The sequence below is a fragment of the Burkholderia ubonensis subsp. mesacidophila genome (assembly GCF_002097715.1).
Classification (GTDB): domain Bacteria; phylum Pseudomonadota; class Gammaproteobacteria; order Burkholderiales; family Burkholderiaceae; genus Burkholderia; species Burkholderia mesacidophila.
The window spans coordinates 1,616,527-1,635,934 of sequence record NZ_CP020737.1; the positions used below are offsets into that span (position 1 = coordinate 1,616,527).

Here is a 19,408-nt window from a genome sequence, read left to right on the forward strand (position 1 = left end):
GGGGCGAGGTGGATTCAGCCTTGCTTGCCGGCCTTGAGCTTCGCGAGCTCCTCGTCGCGCAGCGCGCGGCGCAGGATCTTGCCGACGTTGGTCTGCGGCAGCGCATCGCGGAACTCGACGAGCTTCGGCATCTTGTAGCCGGTCAGGTTCTTGCGGCAGTGCGCGAGCACGTCGTCGGCGGTCAGCGCCGGGTCGCGCCGCACGACGAACACCTTGATCCGCTCGCCGTGCACTTCGTCAGGAATGCCGATTGCGGCGGCCTCGCTGATGCCCGGGTGCATCACCAGCACTTCCTCGATCTCGTTCGGATACACGTTGAAGCCCGACACGAGGATCATGTCCTTCTTGCGGTCGATCAGGCGCACGAAGCCGCGCTCGTCCATCACGCCGACGTCGCCGGTGCCGAGCCAGCCGTCGGCGTCGATCACCTTCGCGGTTTCCTCGGGGCGCTGCCAGTAGCCGCGCATCACCTGCGGGCCGTGCACACACAGCTCGCCCGGCTCGCCGATGCCGGCCCAGGTGCCGTCCTCGCGCCGCAGGCGCACGACGGTCGACGGCGCGGGCAGGCCGATCGAGCCGCTGAACGCGGCCATGTCCTGCAGGTTCACCGGGTTCATCGTGACGATCGGCGAGCATTCGGTGAGCCCGTAGCCCTCGATCACCGGCCGGCCCGTCACTTGCTGGAAGCGTTCCGCGACCGCGCGCTGCATCGCCATGCCGCCCGCCATCGCGAGCTTGAGCTTCGAGAAGTCGCGGTTGCGGAATTCCTCGTTGTCGAGGAACGCGTTGTACAGCGTGTTGATGCCTGTGATCCCCGTGAAGGTCTCGTGGCGGATGATCTTCATCACCATCCTGGTGTCGCGCGGGTTCGCGATCAGGATGTTGCGCCCGCCGAGGCCCATGAAGATGAACGCGTTCACGGTCAGCGAATAGATGTGATAGAGCGGCAGCGGCGTGAGCACCGTCTCGACGTCGCCCGTCACCTGGTCGGCGATCCACGCCTTCGCCTGCAGCAGGTTCGCGATCAGGTTGCCGTGCGTGAGCATCGCGCCTTTCGCGACGCCCGTCGTGCCGCCCGTGTACTGCAGGAACGCGAGATCGTCGCGCGTCAGCGGCACGGGCTGCGGCTTGCCGCGCGCGCCGAGCGCGAGCGCCGCGCGCAGCCGCACGGCCTGCGGCAGGTGATAGGCCGGGACGAGCTTCTTCACGCGCTTCAGCACGAAGTTGATGAGCCGGCCCTTCAGGTTGAGGCCGTCGCCGAGCAGGTCGCCGAGCGCGGTGACGACCACGTGCTTCACCTGCGTTTGCGGCAGCGCATCCTGCAGCGTGCGCGCGAAGTTCTCGAACACGACGATCGTTTGCGCGCCGCTGTCCTTCAACTGATGCGCGAGCTCGCGCACCGTGTACAGCGGATTGACGTTGACGACGATCGCGCCGGCCTTCAGCGCGCCGAACAGCGCGACCGGGTACTGGAACGTGTTCGGCAGCATGATCGCGACGCGGTCGCCGGGCTTCACGCCGAGGCCCTGCAGGTACGACGCGAATGCCGCGACCTTCCGCGCGAGCGCGCGATAGGTCATCGACGCGCCGGCGCTCACGTACGCGACGCGGTCGGCGAACTGCGTCGTGCATTCGTCGAAGAACTGCACGAGCGACGCGTACCGCGCGACGTCGATCTCGTGCGGCACGCCGGGCGGATACGACGCGTACCAGATGCCGTCGGTGTTCGGCGGCGTCTGCGTGGCGGCCGGCGCTGCGGGAGAGGGCATGGGTGTCTCCTGGATCTTGATCTCGAAAGTAAAGCATGACGGCATGCGGCACGGCTGCGAACCGCAGCCGCGCGGCTGCCGTCAGGTTGCGTGATGCAGCGTCGTGTCGTCGGCCTGCGTGTCGGGCTGCGTGTCGGCCGGCGCGAGCGGCGCCGCGGACGCGAGGTCGTTCGCGCCCGCGTCGTCGAGCACCGCCGCGAAGATCGCGAGCTGCGCGCTGTCGGGCATCGGCGCCTTCAGCGCGGCGACGATCAGCGACGACAGCCGCGCGATCATCTGCACGTCGTTCATCGTGCGGCCCTGCGTGAACTCGTCGATCAGGCCTTCGGTCTCGGCGCCCGCGAGCGCGCCGGACAGCGCGCCGATCGCGAAGTGCAGCCGCCAGCCGAGCTCCGCGCGCGGCAGGTTCGGCAGCGCGCGCTGGAACGCGTCGAAGAAGCGGACCGCGACGCTCGCATAGTGCGCGGTCAGGAAGTTGCGCACGAACGGCGACGGGTCGGTGTATGCGCGGCCGATCAGCCGCAGGAACGCGCGGCCGCCGCGCTCCGGATCGCGCGACGCCTTCAGCGCGGGGATGAACATCGCGCCGAGCACGTGCTCGCACGTGACGTGCGTGCCGAGCTGCGCGTCGAAGTGATCGAGGATGCGCAGCCGCTCCTGGTTGAGCTGATCGAGCCGGCGCGAGAGCATCGCGTGAATCAGCGCTTCCTTGCTGCCGAAGTGATAGTTGACCGCCGCGAGATTGACCGCCGCGCGCGACGTGATCTGCCGCATCGACATTGCCTCGAAGCCGTGCTCGACGAACAGATCCTCGGCCGCATCGAGGATGCGCGCCTTCGTCCCACCGGTTTGCCGGTTGCCGGACGGCCGCCCCACGGACGGCCGTCCTACCTGACCACCTGCCATGTTCCGCCTCCCATGCCGATCGCGCGGACGCGAACCGGCGATTCGAATTTGTAATTCAAACAAGCGTTTTTCTTAAGATAAAAAGGCGTGGGCTGCGCGGGCAAGCGCTGATTCTGGACAGAAACCTCTAGATCGATGTGCAGGTGCGGAAAGATTGCCGCGTGGCCTCCGCTGGTCGGGCCGCACGGCATGGTGCGTCGCGTCATCCCGCCGGTTCACCCGACGGCGCTACGCGTATTGACGGATTGCGTCATGTCGACGCCGCGTCGCTCGGGGCTGAACATGATCAGGACTGCGATCACGATCGCGACGGTGCCGCACACGAGCGCGAGCGCGAAGCTGTAGTTGTTGCCGTGCGAGACCGCGACCGACGCCTGCATCGTCGCGTTGCCGGACGCGAGCAGGTTGCCGAGCTGGTAAACGAAGCCGGGGAACGTTGCGCGGATTTCACCGGGAGAAATCTCGTTCAGGTGGACCGGAATGATGCCCCATGCGCCCTGGACCGAGATCTGCATCAGGAACGCGCCGGCGGCGAGCGCGAGCGGGCCGCTCGAGTAGGCCCACAGCGGCAGCACCGGCAGCGCGATCAGCGCGGCGACGAGGATCGAGCGGCGCCGGCCGAATTTCTCGGAGACCGCGCCGAAGGTCAGCCCGCCGACGATCGCGCCGATGTTCAGCACGATCGTGATCCACGACACGGTGTGCGGATCGAAGTGGTGCTGCTCGCGCAGGAAGGTCGGATACAGGTCCTGCGTGCCGTGCGAGAAGAAGTTGAACGCGGTCATCAGCACGACGGCGTAGATCGCGAGCTTCTAGTTCTGCTGCAGCGTGGCCGAAAGACGCGGGCGAGGGCGCTTCTCCATCTGCTTCCAGGCCGGCGATTCGGGCACGCTCGTGCGCACGTACAGCACGAGCAGCGCGGGCAGCACGCCGACCATGAACATCCCGCGCCAGCCGATGTACTGGTAGAGAACGCCGAACACAACGGACGCGAGCAGGTAGCCGCTCGGGTAGCCGGCCTGCAGCAGGCCCGACACCACGCCGCGCGCATGGGTCGGCACGGTCTCCATCGTCAGCGCGGACCCGACGCCCCATTCGCCGCCCATCGCGACGCCGAACAGCGCGCGCAACACGAGCAGCGCCGCGAGGCTCGGCGCGAAACCGGACGCGAGCTCGAGCAGCGAGTAGCACGCGATGTTGATCATCAGCGTCGGGCGGCGGCCGTAGCGGTCGGCGAGCCGGCCGAAGATCAGCGCGCCGAGCGGGCGCATCGCGAGCGTCAGCGTCAGTGCGAACGCAACGGCCGGGATGGTCGAATTGAACTCGGCCGCGATGTCCTTCAGCACGAAGACCATCAGGAAGAAATCGAATGCATCGAGCGTCCAGCCGAGATAGGCGGCGATCGTGACGTTGCGTTGCTCACGGGTCCAGCTCATGGCGGACGTCTCCTGGTTGGCGTGCGCCGTGCGGGTTCGCGTGCCTGCGCCGCCCGGCCGGCGCGCTGCGCGGGGGCATTGATCGAGTGTAGGTCGCCGCATCGCGCGACGCGGCCGAATCGGGAATAATCCCTACGAAATGGTCTGTTTCCGGCTGCGCAATGGCTGCGCGCGCTGTTCCGGAATGGCCGCTGTAGTGTTTTTGTAATTCGACGGCGCGCGCCTGCGCCGGCTCAGGAGTCCCGATGACCGCATGTCCCGCCGCGCTGCCCGCGCTCGAAACCGCCCGCCTGTGGCTGCGTCCGCGCGTGCTGGCCGATCTCGACGCGTGCCTCGCGATGGACCGCGATCCCGAGGTCACGCGCTACATCGCCGGGCCGTGGCACGACCCGGTCGAGCACCGCCGCTTCGTCGAGCACCGGATCACCCGCGACTATCCGCCGGGGCTCGGCTACTGGTCGATCTTCGAGAAGGCCGCGCCGGACGCGTTCGTCGGCTGGGTGCTGCTGATTCCTGACTACGTGGGCGGCGCGCGCGACGTGGAGATCGGCTGGCGGCTCGTGCGCAACGCATGGGGGCGCGGCATCGCGAGCGAAGCCGCGGCGGCCCTCGTGCGCCACGCGTTCGACGCGGTGCGCCTGCCGCGCGTGATCGCCGACATCGCGGCGGCCAACGCCGGCTCACTGAACGTCGCGCGCAAGCTCGGCATGCGCCGCGTCGGCGTCGTGCAGGACGGCATCCCGTACATGCGCTACCGGCTCGAGCGCGACGACCTGAGCGCGTAGCGGCCGCGCATGCGCGTGGGGTTGTCAATGATCGTCAAGCCCGGGCAGGCGAGGGATGCGTGGTATTAACGCCGTGCAGGATCAGGAGTATCGTTGCCGGAATTTGTCTACAGAGGTCACGATCATGTCACTCGGCCGCGATGTTCATCTCATTCCCGTCAAGCTCGAAGCGCTGCGCCCGACCCAGATGACGGTCGGCTATCGCGAGGTGAAAGCGAAGCGCAAGCACTGGAAGACGCTCGGCAAGCGCGAACGCAAAGCGGCGATCGATTCGCACTGGTTTCCCGCGGTCGTCGGCCCCGACGGCCGGCATTTCATCACCGATCATCATCATCTCGGCCTCGCGCTGATCGAGGAAGGCGAGACAACCGTGAAGGCGATGCTGCTGAAGGACCTGTCGTGGCTCGACGAGACGATCTTCTGGCGGATGATGGAGCACAACCAGTGGGTGCACCCGTTCGGCCCGGACGGCACGCGTCACGACTATGCGCATCTGCCGAAGGTGCTCACGGGGCTCGAGGACGACCCGTACCGCAGCCTCGCGGGCGAGCTGCGCACCGCGGGCGGCTATGCGAAGGACGCGACGCCGTTCAGCGAATTCCTGTGGGCCGACTACCTGCGGCTGCACGTGACGCCTGACCAGATCCGCAAGAACTTCGACAAGGCGCTCGACGCAGCGCTGCAGCGCGCGCACGAGCAGGACGCGCGCTACCTGCCCGGCTGGTCGGGCGTCATCGTCACGAAAACCTGACCGCCAAGCGATGCCGACCGCCCGCACGCCGCAACTCCATCCCGACGCCGGCCCGCAGCACGCCGACCATTTCGCCGCGCTCGGCGAGGCGCCGCCGCCGCGCACGCAGCGCATCGGCCGCGATGCGCTGGCCGGCGTGTCGATCGCGGGCCTGCTGATTCCCGAGGCGGTCGCCTACGCGGGGCTCGCGAACCTGCCGCCGCAGGCCGGCCTGATCGCGCTGCTGTCGGGGCTCGTCGTCTACGCGCTGACGGGCAGCAGCCGCTTCGCGATCGTGTCGTCGACGTCGTCGTCGGCCGCCGTGCTCGCGGCGACGGTGTTCGCCGAGGCGGGGATGGGGCTCGCCGCGCAGCTCGCGCTCGCGGCCGCGCTCGTCGCGATGACGGGCGTGCTGTTCATCCTCGCGGGCGCGTTCCGGCTCGGCGGCATGTCGGATTTCGTCGCGCGGCCCGTGTTGCGCGGGTTCACGTTCGGGCTCGCGGTCACGATCGTCGTCAAGCAACTGCCGAAGATCCTCGCGATCAAGGTGCAGCACAGCGACGCGCCGCGCGTCGCGCTCGACCTGATCGAAGGCGCCGTGCACGCGAATCTCGCGAGCGTCGCGCTCGGCGGCGGGGCGCTCGCGCTGCTGTTCCTGCTCGGGCGCCGCTCGCGCGTGCCCGCGACGCTGGTCGTGATCGTGCTGTCGATCGCGGCCGGCTATGTGGTCGACTGGCAGCGCTACGGGATCGCGATCGTCGGCCACATCGACTTCCAGCACGTCGCGTTCGGGCTGCCGACCCTCGACCGCAACGCGTGGATGCAGACCACCGAACTCGCGTTCGCGCTGATGCTGATCCTCTACGCGGAATCGTACGGCTCGATCCGCAATTTCGCGTTGAAGCACGGCGACGGCGTGTCGCCGAACCGCGACCTCGTCGCGCTCGGCTGCGCGAATCTCGTGTCGGGGCTGCTGCACGGGATGCCGGTCGGCGCCGGTTATTCGGCGACCTCCGCGAACGAGGCGGCGGGCGCGCAGTCGCGCTTCGCCGGGCTGTGGGCGGCCGGCGTGATCGCGCTGATCGTGTGGCTGCTGCTGCCGCAGCTGTCGCGCACGCCCGAGCCGGTGCTCGCGGCGATCGTGATCTTCGCGGTCAGCCATTCGCTGCATCCGTCCGTGTTCAAGCCGTACTGGGTCTGGCATCGCGACCGGCTCGTCGTGATCGCCGCGCTGCTCGCGGTGCTGGTGCTCGGCGTGCTGCACGGGCTGCTCGCCGCGATCGGCGTGAGCCTGCTGCTGACGCTGCGCAAGCTGTCGGAGCCGAACGTGAGCGTGCTCGGACGGCTGCGCGACAGCCACGACTTCGTCGACGTGTCGATCCACGAGGACGCGAAGGCGGTGCCTGGCGTGCTGATCGCGCGGCCGGAGGCGCAGCTGTTCTTCGCGAATGCGGACCGGATGCTGAACCGTGTGCGCGCGCTCATGAAGGCGGCGCCGGACACGCATACGGTGATGCTGAGCCTCGAGGAGACGCCCGACGTCGACGGCACGACGATCGAGTCGCTGCGCACGTTCGCCGCGGAATGCGCGGCGCGCGGCCAGCGTTTCGCGATGGTGCGCCTCAAGCTGCATGCGTTGCACGCGCTGCATCGCGCGGCCGACGACACGCTGCGCGCCGACGCGATGTCCGAGTTGAGCGTCGACGAGAGCCTGCAGCAACTGCAGGCGTCGGGCCGCGCGGCGACGGCTGACGCCTGACGGGATCAGCGCGCTTAAAGCACGTCGAGCACGTCGAAGCGATACGCGATCTCGAGCGGCTGCGCCGGATCGAGCGTCACCGCGGTCGCCACGCCGCGCGCGTTGATCGGGTTCGGCGCGAGCGATGCCGCGCAACCCAGTTCGAACGCGCTCGCGACCGGCTCGACGCCGACGCAGAGATTGCGCCCGTTCCACGGCGCATGGGTCCTGCCGCGATTGCTGATCCACAGCAGCAGCGACGGCAGCACGGCGGCATCCCAGGTCAGGCGGCAGGCCGTGCCGGCCACCTCGTCGTGCAGCGTCACGCCGCCGTCGATCCCGCACAGCTGCACGATTTCCTCGGTCGCGTCCGCGAACGGCAGCCGGTCGAATGCCCGATAGCCGCCGCCGGCGAGCGGCACCCGGTCGAGCGTCTCGAACGTCGCGCCGGGGCGGCCGCGCGACACGCCGGGCTCCGGTCCGCCCGGATGCACGACGCCGAAGCGGAACGCGCCCGGCTCGATGCGAAACGCGCCCGCAAGCGCCGGCAGCGCGAGATTCGGATGCAGGCCGACAGGGCGGCGCGCGTGGGCGCGCGCGTCGATCCGCAGCACGACGTCGAGCGCGGGGCGCTGCGGGTCCGCGCGGATCGTGCGCGTGAGCCGCGCGATCGGCGAGCCGGCCGGATAGTCGAGCGCGATCTCGATGTCGAGCGCGCCGCGCCGCACGCAGGTCCATTGGCCGATGCAGCCGTAGCCGTGCTGCAGGTCGTCGCTCGGGTCGGGCGGCGCGTCGTGCGCGGCGACGGGCGTAGCGACCGCGTCGCGCCAGCCGTCGGCGAGACCGTCCGTCGCATACGGCACGCCGAACGGCACGCACGCGAATTCGCTGCGCATCGCGCCGAGCAGGCCTTCGGGTCGAGGCGCGGATTCGCCGAGCCACGGCGGCTCGTAAAACGGCCGGACGATGCGATCGCCGACGACGAACGCGACGCCGCCGAGCATGCCGCCTTGCGCATGCAGGTCGAACGCGCCGTGCGCCCATTCGAGATGCCAGACAGATTCCATGAGGTCGATGCGTGAATGCACAGTGCGTTGAAGGAGGCGCGGCCGGTCAGTTTTCTTCCTCGCGCCAGCACGTGCCGTGCCGCGCGAGCAGCGCGCTCGCCGGCGCGGGGCCCCAGCTGCCGGCCGAGTACGGCTTCGGCGCGCTCGCGCGCTGCGCGCCGTCGGCGAGGATCGGCGCGACCCAGCGCCAGGCGGCTTCCTGTTCGTCGCGGCGCACGAACAGCGCGAGGCGTCCCGCGATCACGTCGAGCAGCAGGCGCTGATACGCGTCCATCCGGTTCTGCTCGAAGAAGCGGTCGAACGCGAGATCGAGGTGCACGCCCTGCAGCGACATGCCGAGCCCCGGCTGCTTCGCGAGCGTGCTGAGCCGGATCGATTCGTCGGGCTGCAGGCGGATCGTGAGCCGGTTTGAGCCGGGCCGCAGCGCCGCGGCGCCGAGCGCTGAATGCGGCACCGGCCGGAAGTTGACGACGATCTCGGCCACGCGATCGGCGAGCCGCTTGCCGGTGCGCAGGAAAAACGGCACGCCGGCCCAGCGCCAGTTGTCGACCTCGGCCTTCAGCGCGATGAAGGTCTCGGTGGCGCTGTCGGGTGCGATGCCCGGCTCGTCGCGGTAGGCCGGCACGGCCGCGCCGCGCACCGCGCCCGCGCGATACTGGCCGCGCACGACGCTGCGTGCAATGTCGTCGCCGGCGAGCGGCTTCAGCGCGCGCAGCACGCGCAGCTTCTCGTCGCGCACCGCATCCGCGTCCATCGATTGCGGCGGCTCCATCGCGATGATCGCGAGCAGTTGCAGCAGGTGGTTCTGCACCATGTCGCGCAGCGCGCCGGTCTGGTCGTAGAACGGGCCGCGCCCGCCGACGCCGAGTTCTTCCGCAACGGTGATCTGGATGTTCTCGATCCATTCGCGCCGCCACAGCGGCTCGAACATCACGTTGCCGAAGCGCAGCGCGAACAGGTTCTGCACCGCCTCCTTGCCGAGGTAGTGGTCGATCCGGTAGATCTGCTCCTCGCTGAAGATGGTGCCGACCGCATCGTTGATCGCGGCCGACGATGCCAGGTCGTAGCCGAGCGGCTTCTCGAGCACGATGCGCGATTCGCGTGGCGCGAGGCCCGCCGCCGCGAGCGAGCGGCAGATCGGCACGAACAGCGACGGCCCGGTCGCGAGGTAGAAGATGCGGCGGCCCGGGATCGGCTCGAGCGCGTCGCGCAGGCGCGCGAACGCGTCCGGACGGCTCGCGTCGAGTTCGACGTAGGCGAGCCGTTCGACGAAGCCGCGCCATGACTCCGCGTCGAACGACGCGACATCGACGTGCGGGCGCACGGACGCCTCGATCCAGCGCAGGTAGCCGGCATGGTCGAACGGATTCTGCGCGATCGCGACGATGCGTCCGGCGCTCGCGAGCAGGCCGTCGCGATGCGCGGCGTACAGCGCCGGCAGGATCTTGCGCATCGCGAGGTCGCCGGTGCCGCCGAACAGCACGAAGGCGAACGCGGCCGGGTCGCGCGACGCGGTGGCGGGGGCGGCGTTCATCGCGGCAGACCCGCGGCGGCGCTCGACGCGTCGAGCCGTTCGGCCACTTCGGCGGCCGTCGGCGCATAGGCGCCCGGATGCGCGCACGCGACCGCCGCGCAGGCGGCTGCGTAGCGCAGATGTTCGGCGGCCGGCGCGTCGGGGCGCGTGAGGAGGCTCGCCATCCAGCCGCCGACGGTCGCGTCGCCGCAGCCGACGGTATCGGCGACCTCGGTCGGGAACGCCGGCTGGAACAGCGTGTCGCCGCCGTGGAACAGCTGCATGCCGGCCGCGCCGCGCGTGACGAGCACGGCCGCGCCGGGCGCCCACGCGCGCAGTTGCGCGATGGCGGCGGCCTCGTCGAGCTCGGGAAACAGGCCGAGCAGGTCTTCGTCGGACACCTTGATGGTGTCGGCGAGGCCGGCCAGCCGGCGCAGCGTCGCGCGATACGACGGATCGGCCATCGGCGCGCGGAAGTTCGGGTCGAACGAGATCCGCTTGCCGGCCGCGCGTGCGGCCTGCGCGATATCGACGAGGCGCGACGCGAGCGGCTCGCGCACGACGCCGAGCGAGCCGACGTGCACGATCTCCGCCGCCTCCAGCGCGCCGGCGGGCAGGGCGGCCGGGTCGAACGCGAGATCGGCGCTGTTCTCGCCGATGAAGAAATAGTTCGGCGGCCGCTTCGACACGACCATCGCGAGCAACGGCGCGCGGTCGACCTGCCGGATGAAGCGCATGTCGAGCCCGGCCTCGGCGCTCTTGCGCATCAGCTCGTCGCCGAAGATGTCGCGGCTGACCGTGCCGGCGAAGCCGGTCGGCACGCCGAGCCGGGCGCCGACGCGCGCCACGTTCCAGCACGAGCCGCCGGCGACGCTGTGCCAGTGCTGCGCGTCGTCGCGGATGAAATCGGTCAGCGCTTCGCCGAATACGACCAGGCGGGGAAGGTTCGTCGTCATGTCTGGGCGTCACGCCGCGAGCTCGCGCCGTGCCTTGTTGCGGTTGATCGGTCGGGGGAGCCGTCGGGCGGGCGCCGTGCGCCCGCGCCCGACGGTTCAGTGCGGCGCGCTCCAGCCCTTGTAGCCCTTCACGTTGTCGCGCGTGATCAGCGTCGGCTCGATCAGGATCATCGGATTGGCCGGCTTCTGGCCGTTCATGATCCCGTAGCCGACGTTGACGGCCTGCTGCGCCATCGCCCACGGGTCCTGGCTGGACGACGCCTGCACGAGCGTGTTGCTCTTGAGCGCGGTCTCGATGTCGGGCGCGCCGTCGACCGACGTGATCACGATGCCGGTGCGGTTCAGCTGCTTCGCGGCGAGATCGCTGCCGACGGCCTGCGGATCGTTGATCGTGAACACGCCGTCGAGCTTCGGAAAGCGCGTCAGGTAGCCCTGCATCGCGTTCATCCCGCCTTCGCGCGAGCCTTTGCCGTCCTGGTCGGCGGACAGCAGCTTGATGCCCGGATTCTTCGCGAGCACGGTCTTGCAGCCGTTCACGCGGTCGACCACCGCCGACACCTGCGGGCCGTTCTCGATGATCACGTTGCCCTTGCCGCCCAGCTTTTTCGCGAGGAAGTCGCACGCGAGCTCGCCGGCCTTCACGTTGTTGGTCTGCACGGTCGCGTTCGCGCCGGCCGCGGCGACGTCGACCGCGATCACCGTGATGCCGGCCGCCTGCGCCTTCTTCACCGCGGGTTCGATCGCCTTCGGATCGGCCGCGTTGAGCAGGATCATGTCGACGTGCGCGGCGATGAAGTTGTCGATCTGCGTGAACTGCTTGTTCAGGTCGTAGTCGGCCGACACGGCCGTGACCTTCGCGCCCGGGTTGATCTGCTTCGCGCGCGCCTCGGCGCCTCTCGCGATCGTGACGAAGTACGGGTTGCCGAGCGAGCCGACCGTGATGCCGATCGACTTCAGCGGCTTGTCGGCCGCGTGCGCGGCGGCCGTCGCAAAGGCGAGCGCGCAGGCGATGCCGGTCAGGACAGCTTGGGGCTTGAACATGTCGTTGTCTCCGTGAGGTCCGTTGGACGGAGGGCGCAGGAGGACCTGCCTGCGCCCCGATGGGTGAAAGGGGAAGGTCAGGTGCGGGCCGAATCGCGCTGGCGGTAGCGGTCGAGCGCGACCGCGCCGATGATCACGAGCCCCTTGATGATGTATTGCCAGATGTCGGACACGCCGAGCAGCACGAGGCCGTTGGTCAGCACCGCGATGATCAGCGCGCCGATCAGCGTGCCGACGATCGAGCCGACGCCGCCGACGAAGCTGGTGCCGCCGAGGATCACCGCGGCAATTGCGTCGAGCTCGTACGACTGGCCGAGCTGCAGGCCGTTGGCCGCATAGAGCCGCGCGGCCGACATCACCGCGCCGAGGCCGGCGAGCAGGCCCGACGCCGCGTAGACGAACAGCTGGATCGCGCGCACGTTGATGCCCGACAGGCGCGCGGCTTCCGGGTTGCCGCCGACCGAGTAGATCCGCATGCCGAGCACGGTGCGGCGCAGGATGAACCACGATGCGACGATCACCGCGCCGGCGATCACGACGAGCCACGGCACGCCGAGGATCGAGCCGTTGCCGATGAACGCGAACGGCAGCTGCGGGTTGAAGATCGTCGTGTCGTTGCCCATCAGCCGGGCGACGCCGCGCACGGCGGTCAGCGCGCCGAGCGTGACGATGAACGGCGGCAGGCGCAGCAGCGCGATCAGCCCGCCGTTGATCACGCCGAACACGAGGCCGACCGCGAGCGCGGCCGGCACGCCGAGCCAGCCCCAGTTCGGGATGTTCGACGCGAGCAGCGCCGCCACGGCCGCGGCGGCGAGCACCGAGCCGACCGACAGGTCGATGCCGCCCGTCAGGATCACGAACGTCATCCCCGCGGCGAGCACGATGTTGATCGACGCCTGCTGCGTGACGATCGACAGGTTCTGCAGCGTGAAGAAGCCGTCGGTCAGGAAGCCGAAGCCGACGCACAGGATCAGCAGGACCGGCAGCATGCCGGCGGTGCGCATCAGCGCCTGCATGCGCGCGCGGTGCTCGCCGAGCCGCACCTGCGGCGCGCGCTCTTGTACCGGATGGGCCGGCGCGGAAGCGAGGTTCCGCTGCTTGGTCGGGTTGATCATTTCGGTAGCCTAAACGTAAGGTGGAAAATTTGCGGCGGAGCTCAGTGCGCTCAGTGCACGACCGCCGGTTCCGTTTGCGAGCCGGTGGCGAGCGCGATGATCGCTTCCTGCGTGATCGGCGCGCCGGTGTAGCCGCCGAGCTCGCCGGCGATCTCGCCTTCGCGCATCACCAGCACGCGGTCGGCGACGCCGATGATCTCCGGCAACTCGCTCGAGATCACGATCACGCCGACGCCCGCGCGGGCGAGGTCGTTGATGATCCGGTAGATCTCGGATTTCGCGCCGATGTCGACGCCGCGGGTCGGCTCGTCGAGGATCAGCACGCGCGGCCTCGTTTCGAGCAGGCGCGACAGCAGCACCTTCTGCTGGTTGCCGCCCGACAGCGCGCCGACATTGACGTTCGCATTCGGCACGCGGATCGACAGTGACGCGATCGCGTCGCGCGCGCGCGTTGCGCCGCGTGCGAGGTCGAGCTTGCCGAGCCGGGCGTCGCGGCTGCACACCGAGATGTTGATGTTGTCGCGCACGCTCATGTCGAGGAACAGGCCCTGGCGCTTGCGGTCTTCGGTCAGGTAGACGAGGCCGGCGTCGATCGCGTCGCGCGGCGAGTGCGCGCCGAAGGTCCGCTCGCCGATCGTCACGTCGCCGCGCGTGCGCGGCTCGGCGCCGAAGATCAGCCGCGCGAGCTCGGTGCGGCCCGCGCCGACGAGCCCCGCGATGCCGAGCACCTCGCCCGCGTGCAGGTCGAGGCTGCAGCCGCGCACGCGGCCGCCGTCCGCGACGTCACGCACCGACAGCAGCAGGTGGCCGCGGTCGTACGGCGCATGTTCCTTCTTGTAGAAGCCCGAGATGTCGCGGCCGACCATCATGCCGACCAGTCGCTCGGCCGACAGCGATGCGCTGTCGAGCGTGCCGACGTAGGTGCCGTCGCGCAGCACCGACACTCGGTCGGACAGCTCGTAGATTTCCGCCATCCGGTGGCTGATGTAGATGATCGCGAGGCCTTCCTCGCGCAGCTGGCGGATCAGCCGGAACAGGCGCTCGGTCTCGCGCGACGACAGCGGCGTCGTCGGCTCGTCCATCACGAGGATCCGCGCGCGGGTGTGGACGGCGCGCGCGATCTCGACCAGCTGCTGCTCGGCGATCGACAGCGTGCCGACCAGCGTGTCGGGCCCGAATGTCGCGCCGAGCCGCGTGAGCACGTCCCGGCAGCCGCGCGACATCGCCGCGCGGTCGATCGTGCCCCAGCGGCGGTTGCCGCGCCGCAGCTCGCGGCCGACGTAGATGTTCTCCGCGACCGTCAGGTTCGGCGCGAGGCACAGCTCCTGGTAGATCACCGCGACGCCCGCGTCGCGCGCGGCGAGCGGGCCGTCGACGTCGATGCGCGCGCCGTCGATCAGGATCTCGCCGCCCGCGTCGGCCTGGTAAGCGCCCGACAGGATCTTCATCAGCGTCGACTTGCCCGCGCCGTTCTCGCCCATCAACGAATGGATCTCGCCCGGATAGACGGTCAGGCTCACGTTGTCGAGCGCGCGCACGGCCGGGAACGTCTTGCTGATCCCGCGCATCTCGAGCAGCGGACGGGGCGACTCAGATCGCGACATGGTTGACCTCCTGCGATTCCGCGCCCGCGCCCTTGAGGATGCCGGCCCGCGGGGAGAAGTTGAAGAACATCGGCAGCGTCGCCGCGCCGATCGCGCCGGCGTCCGCGCCGAACGTGCCGCGCACCAGCGTCGGCGTGCCGCGCGCCTCCGGCGCGGTCGCGACGAGGGCGGCGCGCAGGCGGGTCGTCACCGCGTCGATCAGGCCGGCGTCGGTGTCGGCGTCGAGCACGACGACCGGCGCGTCGACCACGCACAGCACCGCGCGCAGCGCCGGCGCGAGCGCGTCGACGCAGTCGTCGATCCATTCGTCGACGGCGGGCAGGCCGCGTGCGATGCACGCCTCGAGGTCGGCGCGGTTGTCGACGCGCTCGCCGCTGTAGCGCAGGTGGCGCACGAGCGCGTGCAGCGACGCACGCGCGAGCAGGATGTCCCACGGGCCGCGCGGCGGCGGCGCCGACGGCAGGCGGCTCGGCGGCACCGGCATCACGCCGATGTCGCCCGCGTTGCCGGTGACGCCGCGCAGGCAGTCGCCGTCGATCGCGATCCCGCCGCCGATCGCCGGGCCGATGAACAGGTAGATGAAGTCGTCCTGCTGGCGGCCGAAGCCGTAGAACAGTTCGGCGATCGCGGCCGCATTGCCGTCGTTCTCGCCGAACACCGGCAGCGCCAGCGCGCGCCCGAGTTCGCTCGCGAAATCGACGTCTTCCCACGGGCGGAACGTGTCGGGCGCGAGGCCGAGCTCTCGCATCCAGCTGCCGAGGTTGTACGGCTGCGCGACACCGATGCCGCTGAGGCGCTCGCGCTCGTGCGCGGGGAGGAGGGCCTGCATCGCGGCGATGTCGCGCCGGACGATCTCGAGGACCTCCGCGGGCGGCGGCAGCAGGGTGTCGTGCGTGACGCGGCCGAGCACGTCGCCGGCGAAGTTGACGAGCGCCGTCTCGATGCGCATCCGGTCGAGGTGGACGCCGATGCCGAACGCGCCGCGCGGATCGAGCCGGATCAGCGACGCGGGCTGGCCGCGCTGGCCTTCGACGCGGCGGCCGGTGAATTCGATCAGCTTCGCGTCGGCGAGCGACGCGATGATGCTGCCGACCGCCGTGCCGGTCATGTTCGCGAGACGCGCGAGATCGGCCTTCGACGCGCTGCCCGCGCGACGCAGGGTCTTCAGCAGCAGGCGCTCGTTGTAACGGCGCACGTTGGCTGAGTTGCTGCCCTGGCCGATGTGCGGGCTTCGCATGGCGTCTCCTTCCATGGCGCCGGTGTTCGGCGCATTAAATAAATCACGTTGATTTATTTAACCGTGACGCGAGCGGCGTGTCAGCCTAGGGAAATCCCGGGCAGGGGGCGGGAGCGCCGGCGACATCCCGGCGCCGCCCAACAGGAAACTGCCCGGAGAAGATCGGCCCGTACGCGAAGATGGCGCGAGACGGTGTGTGGTCGCGGGGCGAGGCGGGCATGGCTGCCTCGCTGCGTTGCTTAGCGTTGCGAGTGTGCGAGATGAAGGAGGCCGGCCCGGCCGGAGCCGGTCTTTCAGGGAAGAGGGGCCTCCCTGAGCCGGAAATGAAAAAGGCCGGCATATAGCCGGCCTTTCAAAAAACAGATGGTGCCCAGGAGAGGACTCGGTCACACGGGCGCGACCCCGGCTGCGCTTGCAAGCGCAGCCTTTCGAGTCCTCGCGCAAAGCGCGCAGGCGCTTTGCTTCCTGGGCGTGCAAATGAAAAAAGGCCAGCCTGCGCTGACCTTTTTTGAAATCAAGTGGTGCCCAGGAGAGGACTCGAACCTCCACGGTGTTGCCACCGCTAGGACCTGAACCTAGTGCGTCTACCAATTCCGCCACCTGGGCACGTTTCGCTTGGTGCTGCATTCGCGAAAGACCGCGATTATAGAGCAGTTGCGAAGGCTGTCAACAGGTTTTTTGCGCCCGCTCAAAAAACCTCGGCGTGCGCGTCGGACGACGTCGCGCGTTCGGCGAGCGTCACGTAGTCGCCCGACACCGTGCGCTCGACGCGCGCGTCGACGCGGTACGCGCGTCGCAGGTTCGCCGGCGTCAGCACGTCGGCGACGCCGCCGTCGGCCACCACGCCGTCGTGGCCGAGCAGCACGAGGCGATCGCAGAAGCGGGCCGCGAGATTCAGGTCGTGAATCGCGACGAGCGCAATCGCGCCGCGCCGCGTGACCGCATCCCGCATCGCCTCCAGCGCGAGCAGCTGCCAGCGCAGGTCGAGCGCGCTCGTCGGCTCGTCCAGCAGCAGCAGCGGCGTGTCGCGCACCAGCACCTGCGCGAGCCCGACCATCTGGCGCTGTCCGCCCGACAGCCGGTCGAGCGGCGTCGTCGCGAGCGCATGCAGGTTCAGCTGCGCGAACACGCGTTCGAGGCGGGCATCCTGCGCGTCGGCCGACAAGCCGCCGCAGGTCGCGCGCAGCGCGCCGCGCACCGCCTCGTAGACGAGCAGCGACGTCGGCTGCGGCAGCGTCTGCGGCAGGTACCCGACCCGGCGCATGTGGTCGCGGCGCGCGCCGCGCAGCAGGTCGTGCCGGTCGAGCGTCGCGTCGCCGCGCGCGGCGACGAGGCGGGCGAGCGCGCGCAGCAGCGTCGATTTGCCGACGCCGTTCGGGCCGAGCAGCGCGACGGCGCTGCCGGGCGGCACCGGCCGCAGCGACAGCCGCGCGAGGATCGTGCGCGCGCCGTAGGCGACGTCGAGCCCGTCGATGCGCAGCGCGTGTTGCGGGTTATCCATCGAGCCTCCTGCGACGGCTGATCAGCGTGATGAAGAGCGGCACGCCGACGAGCGCGGTGATGATGCCGATCGGGAGCACGACGCCCTCGACGAGGGTTTTGCTGAGCACCGACGCGGCCGACAGCATGATCGCGCCGGCGAGCGCCGCGCCGGGCAGGTAGTGGCGATGGTCGTCGCCGACGAGCAGCCGCGCGACGTGCGGGCCGACCAGGCCGACGAAGCCGATCGTGCCGACGAACGACAGCGCGGTCGCCGACAGCAGGCTGATGCGCACGAGCGTGACGAGCCGCAGCCGCTCGACCGCGATGCCCATGCTGCGCGCCTGTTCCTCGCCGGCGCGCAGCGCGGTCATCGACGCGACGCCCGGCGCGCTCCACAGCACGCTGGCGGCGAGCACGCACGCGAGGATCGCGATCTTGCTCCAGGTCGCCCGCGCGAGGCTGCCCATGCTCCAGAACACGATCTGCTGGAGCGCGTTCGCATCGGCGATGAACTGCAGCAGCCACAGCAGCGCCTCGAAGCTGAACATCAGGCCGATGCCGAACAGCACGACGGTTTCGGTCGTCGCGCCGTGCCGCCACGCGAGCCAGACGATCAGGAGCGTCGCCGACAGCGCGCAGCCGAACGCGCCGAGCGACAGCGCGAGGTTTTCGTTCCACAGCACGAGGTGCCAGCCGGAGATCACGACCAGCGAGGCGCCGACGCTGCCCGCCGCGGCGATGCCGAGCGTGAACGGGCTCGCGAGCGGGTTGTTCAGCACGGTCTGCATCTCGGCGCCGGCGAGCCCGAGCGCCGCGCCGACCAGCACCGCCATCAGCGCGTAGGGCAGTCGCACGTCCCACAGGATCACGCGCTGCTCGAGCGGCAGCGCGTCCGGACGGAACAGCCCGGTCACGATGTCCGCGACCGGAAACGACGACGGGCCGGTCGCGATGTCGACGACCAGCAGCGCGACGAGCACGCAGGCCAGCATCGCGAGCGCGCCGACGCGCCGCGCGGCGATCGCGCGGTAGCGGACCCGCAGCGATGCGGGCGGGACGGGAGCGGTCGTGCTCATGCGGCGTCCTCGCCCAGGCCCGGCGCGCATGCGACGCGCACCGCGAGCGCGGCGCTCGGCATCACGACGCCGCCGTGATCCTCGCCGTCGATCAGCCGGAACGTGGCGGCGAGACCCGGACGGCGGCCCACGCGCTGCACGAAGTCGCGGGCCGAGCTGACCTGCTTGCGCGCCTGTTGCCGGCGCATGCGTTCGGGGTCCGGGTTCGGCGCGCCTTCCTCGAGGCTGCCCGCGGTCACGACGACGCGCAGCGCCGGGTCGAGCGGCGTCGTGGCCGCGGCGAAGCGGTCGGCATACGGCAGCAGCGCGCGCTCGCTCCACCAGATCGACGGGCTCGCGGCGACGTAGCGCCGGAACAGGTGCGGGCGTGTCAGCAGCGCATACAGCGTCAGCAGGCCGCCGTACGAGTGGCCGAACAGCGTCTGCCGGCCGGTGTCGATCGGCCACTGGCGCGCGAGCCACGGCTGCAGGTCGTGTTCGATGAAGTCGAGGAAGCGGTCCGCGGCGAGACCCTGTCCGTTCGGCAGCGGCGCGAGCGTGTAGTCGTCGGCGCGCGCCTGCATGTCGTACGGCGCGTCGGTCGGATAGCCGATGCCGATCACGATCGGCGCCGGTTCGCGCGCGGCGTCGGGCCGCGCCGCGCGATTGCGCGCGAGCGGCGCGGCGAGCGGGAACAGCGCGTTGCCGTCGAGCACGACCAGCACCGGATGCGGCCCGCTCACCGAACGCTCGGCCGGCAGCGCGACGAACAGGCGCCGGGTCCGGCCGGCGACCGTCACGTCGAACTGGTGGCTGGCGGGGAGCCGGACTGGCGGCGCGTCGGCGGCGGCCGGCCATGGCGACGCAGTCGACGCGGCGCCGGCGCACGCGACGCTAGGCGCGAGCGCACCCGCGAGGCCGGCGAACAGCAGGCCGCGACGCATCGGAAGCACGGGAGAAGGATGCCCGGTCAT

At 70.2% G+C, this 19,408-nt stretch carries 15 protein-coding genes, 1 tRNA gene and 1 pseudogene; 3 read left to right on the forward strand and 14 right to left on the reverse strand.

Annotation, left to right across the window (positions count from 1 at the left end):
- Positions 1 to 14: 14 nt before the first annotated feature.
- From B7P44_RS07720 to B7P44_RS07735, 3 genes and pseudogenes are all read right to left on the reverse strand, one after another.
- The gene (locus B7P44_RS07720; protein WP_084902490.1) at positions 15 to 1,769 is read right to left on the reverse strand and encodes an AMP-binding protein; all 1,755 of its coding nucleotides are present in this window, start codon (positions 1,767 to 1,769) and stop codon (positions 15 to 17) included.
- Positions 1,770 to 1,850: 81 nt separating this feature from the next.
- The gene (locus tag B7P44_RS07725; protein WP_084902493.1) at positions 1,851 to 2,675 is read right to left on the reverse strand and encodes a TetR/AcrR family transcriptional regulator; all 825 of its coding nucleotides are present in this window, start codon (positions 2,673 to 2,675) and stop codon (positions 1,851 to 1,853) included.
- A 215-nt stretch (positions 2,676 to 2,890) separates the two neighbouring features.
- Positions 2,891 to 4,111: pseudogene (locus B7P44_RS07735) on the reverse strand (MFS transporter).
- Between the two features lie 245 nt (positions 4,112 to 4,356).
- Here B7P44_RS07735 and B7P44_RS07740 point away from each other — a divergent pair.
- From B7P44_RS07740 to B7P44_RS07750, 3 genes are all read left to right on the forward strand, one after another.
- Entirely contained in the window at positions 4,357 to 4,896 is a 540-nt protein-coding gene (locus B7P44_RS07740; RefSeq protein ID WP_084902496.1) for a GNAT family N-acetyltransferase, read from the forward strand.
- Between the two features lie 124 nt (positions 4,897 to 5,020).
- Positions 5,021 to 5,647 carry a ParB-like protein gene (locus B7P44_RS07745; RefSeq protein ID WP_084902499.1) on the forward strand — a complete coding sequence of 209 codons (627 nt, stop codon included), beginning with the start codon at positions 5,021 to 5,023 and terminating at the stop codon, positions 5,645 to 5,647.
- A gap of 10 nt (positions 5,648 to 5,657) precedes the next feature.
- Positions 5,658 to 7,385 (forward strand): SulP family inorganic anion transporter, encoded by a 1,728-nt coding sequence (locus B7P44_RS07750; protein WP_084902501.1) that lies wholly within the window; start codon positions 5,658 to 5,660, stop codon positions 7,383 to 7,385.
- A 14-nt stretch (positions 7,386 to 7,399) separates the two neighbouring features.
- On the opposite strand, the gene B7P44_RS07755 is transcribed toward B7P44_RS07750, so the two are convergent.
- From B7P44_RS07755 to B7P44_RS07805, 11 genes are all read right to left on the reverse strand, one after another.
- Positions 7,400 to 8,431: an aldose epimerase family protein gene (locus tag B7P44_RS07755; protein WP_084902502.1), complete on the reverse strand. Its 1,032-nt coding sequence runs from the start codon at positions 8,429 to 8,431 to the stop codon at positions 7,400 to 7,402.
- 46 nt (positions 8,432 to 8,477) lie between these two features.
- Positions 8,478 to 9,965 carry a glucose-6-phosphate dehydrogenase gene (zwf, locus tag B7P44_RS07760; protein WP_084902506.1) on the reverse strand — a complete coding sequence of 496 codons (1,488 nt, stop codon included), beginning with the start codon at positions 9,963 to 9,965 and terminating at the stop codon, positions 8,478 to 8,480.
- Entirely contained in the window at positions 9,962 to 10,900 is a 939-nt protein-coding gene (locus B7P44_RS07765; RefSeq protein WP_084902507.1) for a carbohydrate kinase family protein, read from the reverse strand. Before B7P44_RS07765 ends, zwf begins: the two co-directional genes overlap by 4 nt.
- A gap of 96 nt (positions 10,901 to 10,996) precedes the next feature.
- Entirely contained in the window at positions 10,997 to 11,941 is a 945-nt protein-coding gene (locus B7P44_RS07770) for an ABC transporter substrate-binding protein (protein ID WP_084902510.1), read from the reverse strand.
- Positions 11,942 to 12,018: 77 nt separating this feature from the next.
- Positions 12,019 to 13,056: an ABC transporter permease subunit gene (locus B7P44_RS07775; RefSeq protein WP_060305553.1), complete on the reverse strand. Its 1,038-nt coding sequence runs from the start codon at positions 13,054 to 13,056 to the stop codon at positions 12,019 to 12,021.
- Positions 13,057 to 13,106: 50 nt separating this feature from the next.
- Entirely contained in the window at positions 13,107 to 14,660 is a 1,554-nt protein-coding gene (locus B7P44_RS07780) for a sugar ABC transporter ATP-binding protein (protein ID WP_084902512.1), read from the reverse strand.
- Positions 14,647 to 15,897 (reverse strand): ROK family protein, encoded by a 1,251-nt coding sequence (locus B7P44_RS07785; protein ID WP_084902515.1) that lies wholly within the window; start codon positions 15,895 to 15,897, stop codon positions 14,647 to 14,649. The genes B7P44_RS07780 and B7P44_RS07785 overlap by 14 nt, the downstream gene beginning before the upstream one ends.
- A 519-nt stretch (positions 15,898 to 16,416) precedes the next feature.
- Positions 16,417 to 16,503, reverse strand: a tRNA-Leu gene (locus B7P44_RS07790).
- 82 nt (positions 16,504 to 16,585) lie between these two features.
- The gene (locus B7P44_RS07795) at positions 16,586 to 17,398 is read right to left on the reverse strand and encodes an ABC transporter ATP-binding protein (protein WP_084902517.1); all 813 of its coding nucleotides are present in this window, start codon (positions 17,396 to 17,398) and stop codon (positions 16,586 to 16,588) included.
- Positions 17,391 to 18,455, reverse strand: a complete 1,065-nt coding sequence (locus B7P44_RS07800; protein ID WP_084902520.1) for a FecCD family ABC transporter permease — start codon at positions 18,453 to 18,455, stop codon at positions 17,391 to 17,393. Before B7P44_RS07800 ends, B7P44_RS07795 begins: the two co-directional genes overlap by 8 nt.
- On the reverse strand, positions 18,452 to 19,408 hold the full coding sequence (locus B7P44_RS07805) for an alpha/beta hydrolase (protein ID WP_231716667.1): 957 nt from the start codon (positions 19,406 to 19,408) through the stop codon (positions 18,452 to 18,454). The genes B7P44_RS07800 and B7P44_RS07805 overlap by 4 nt, the downstream gene beginning before the upstream one ends.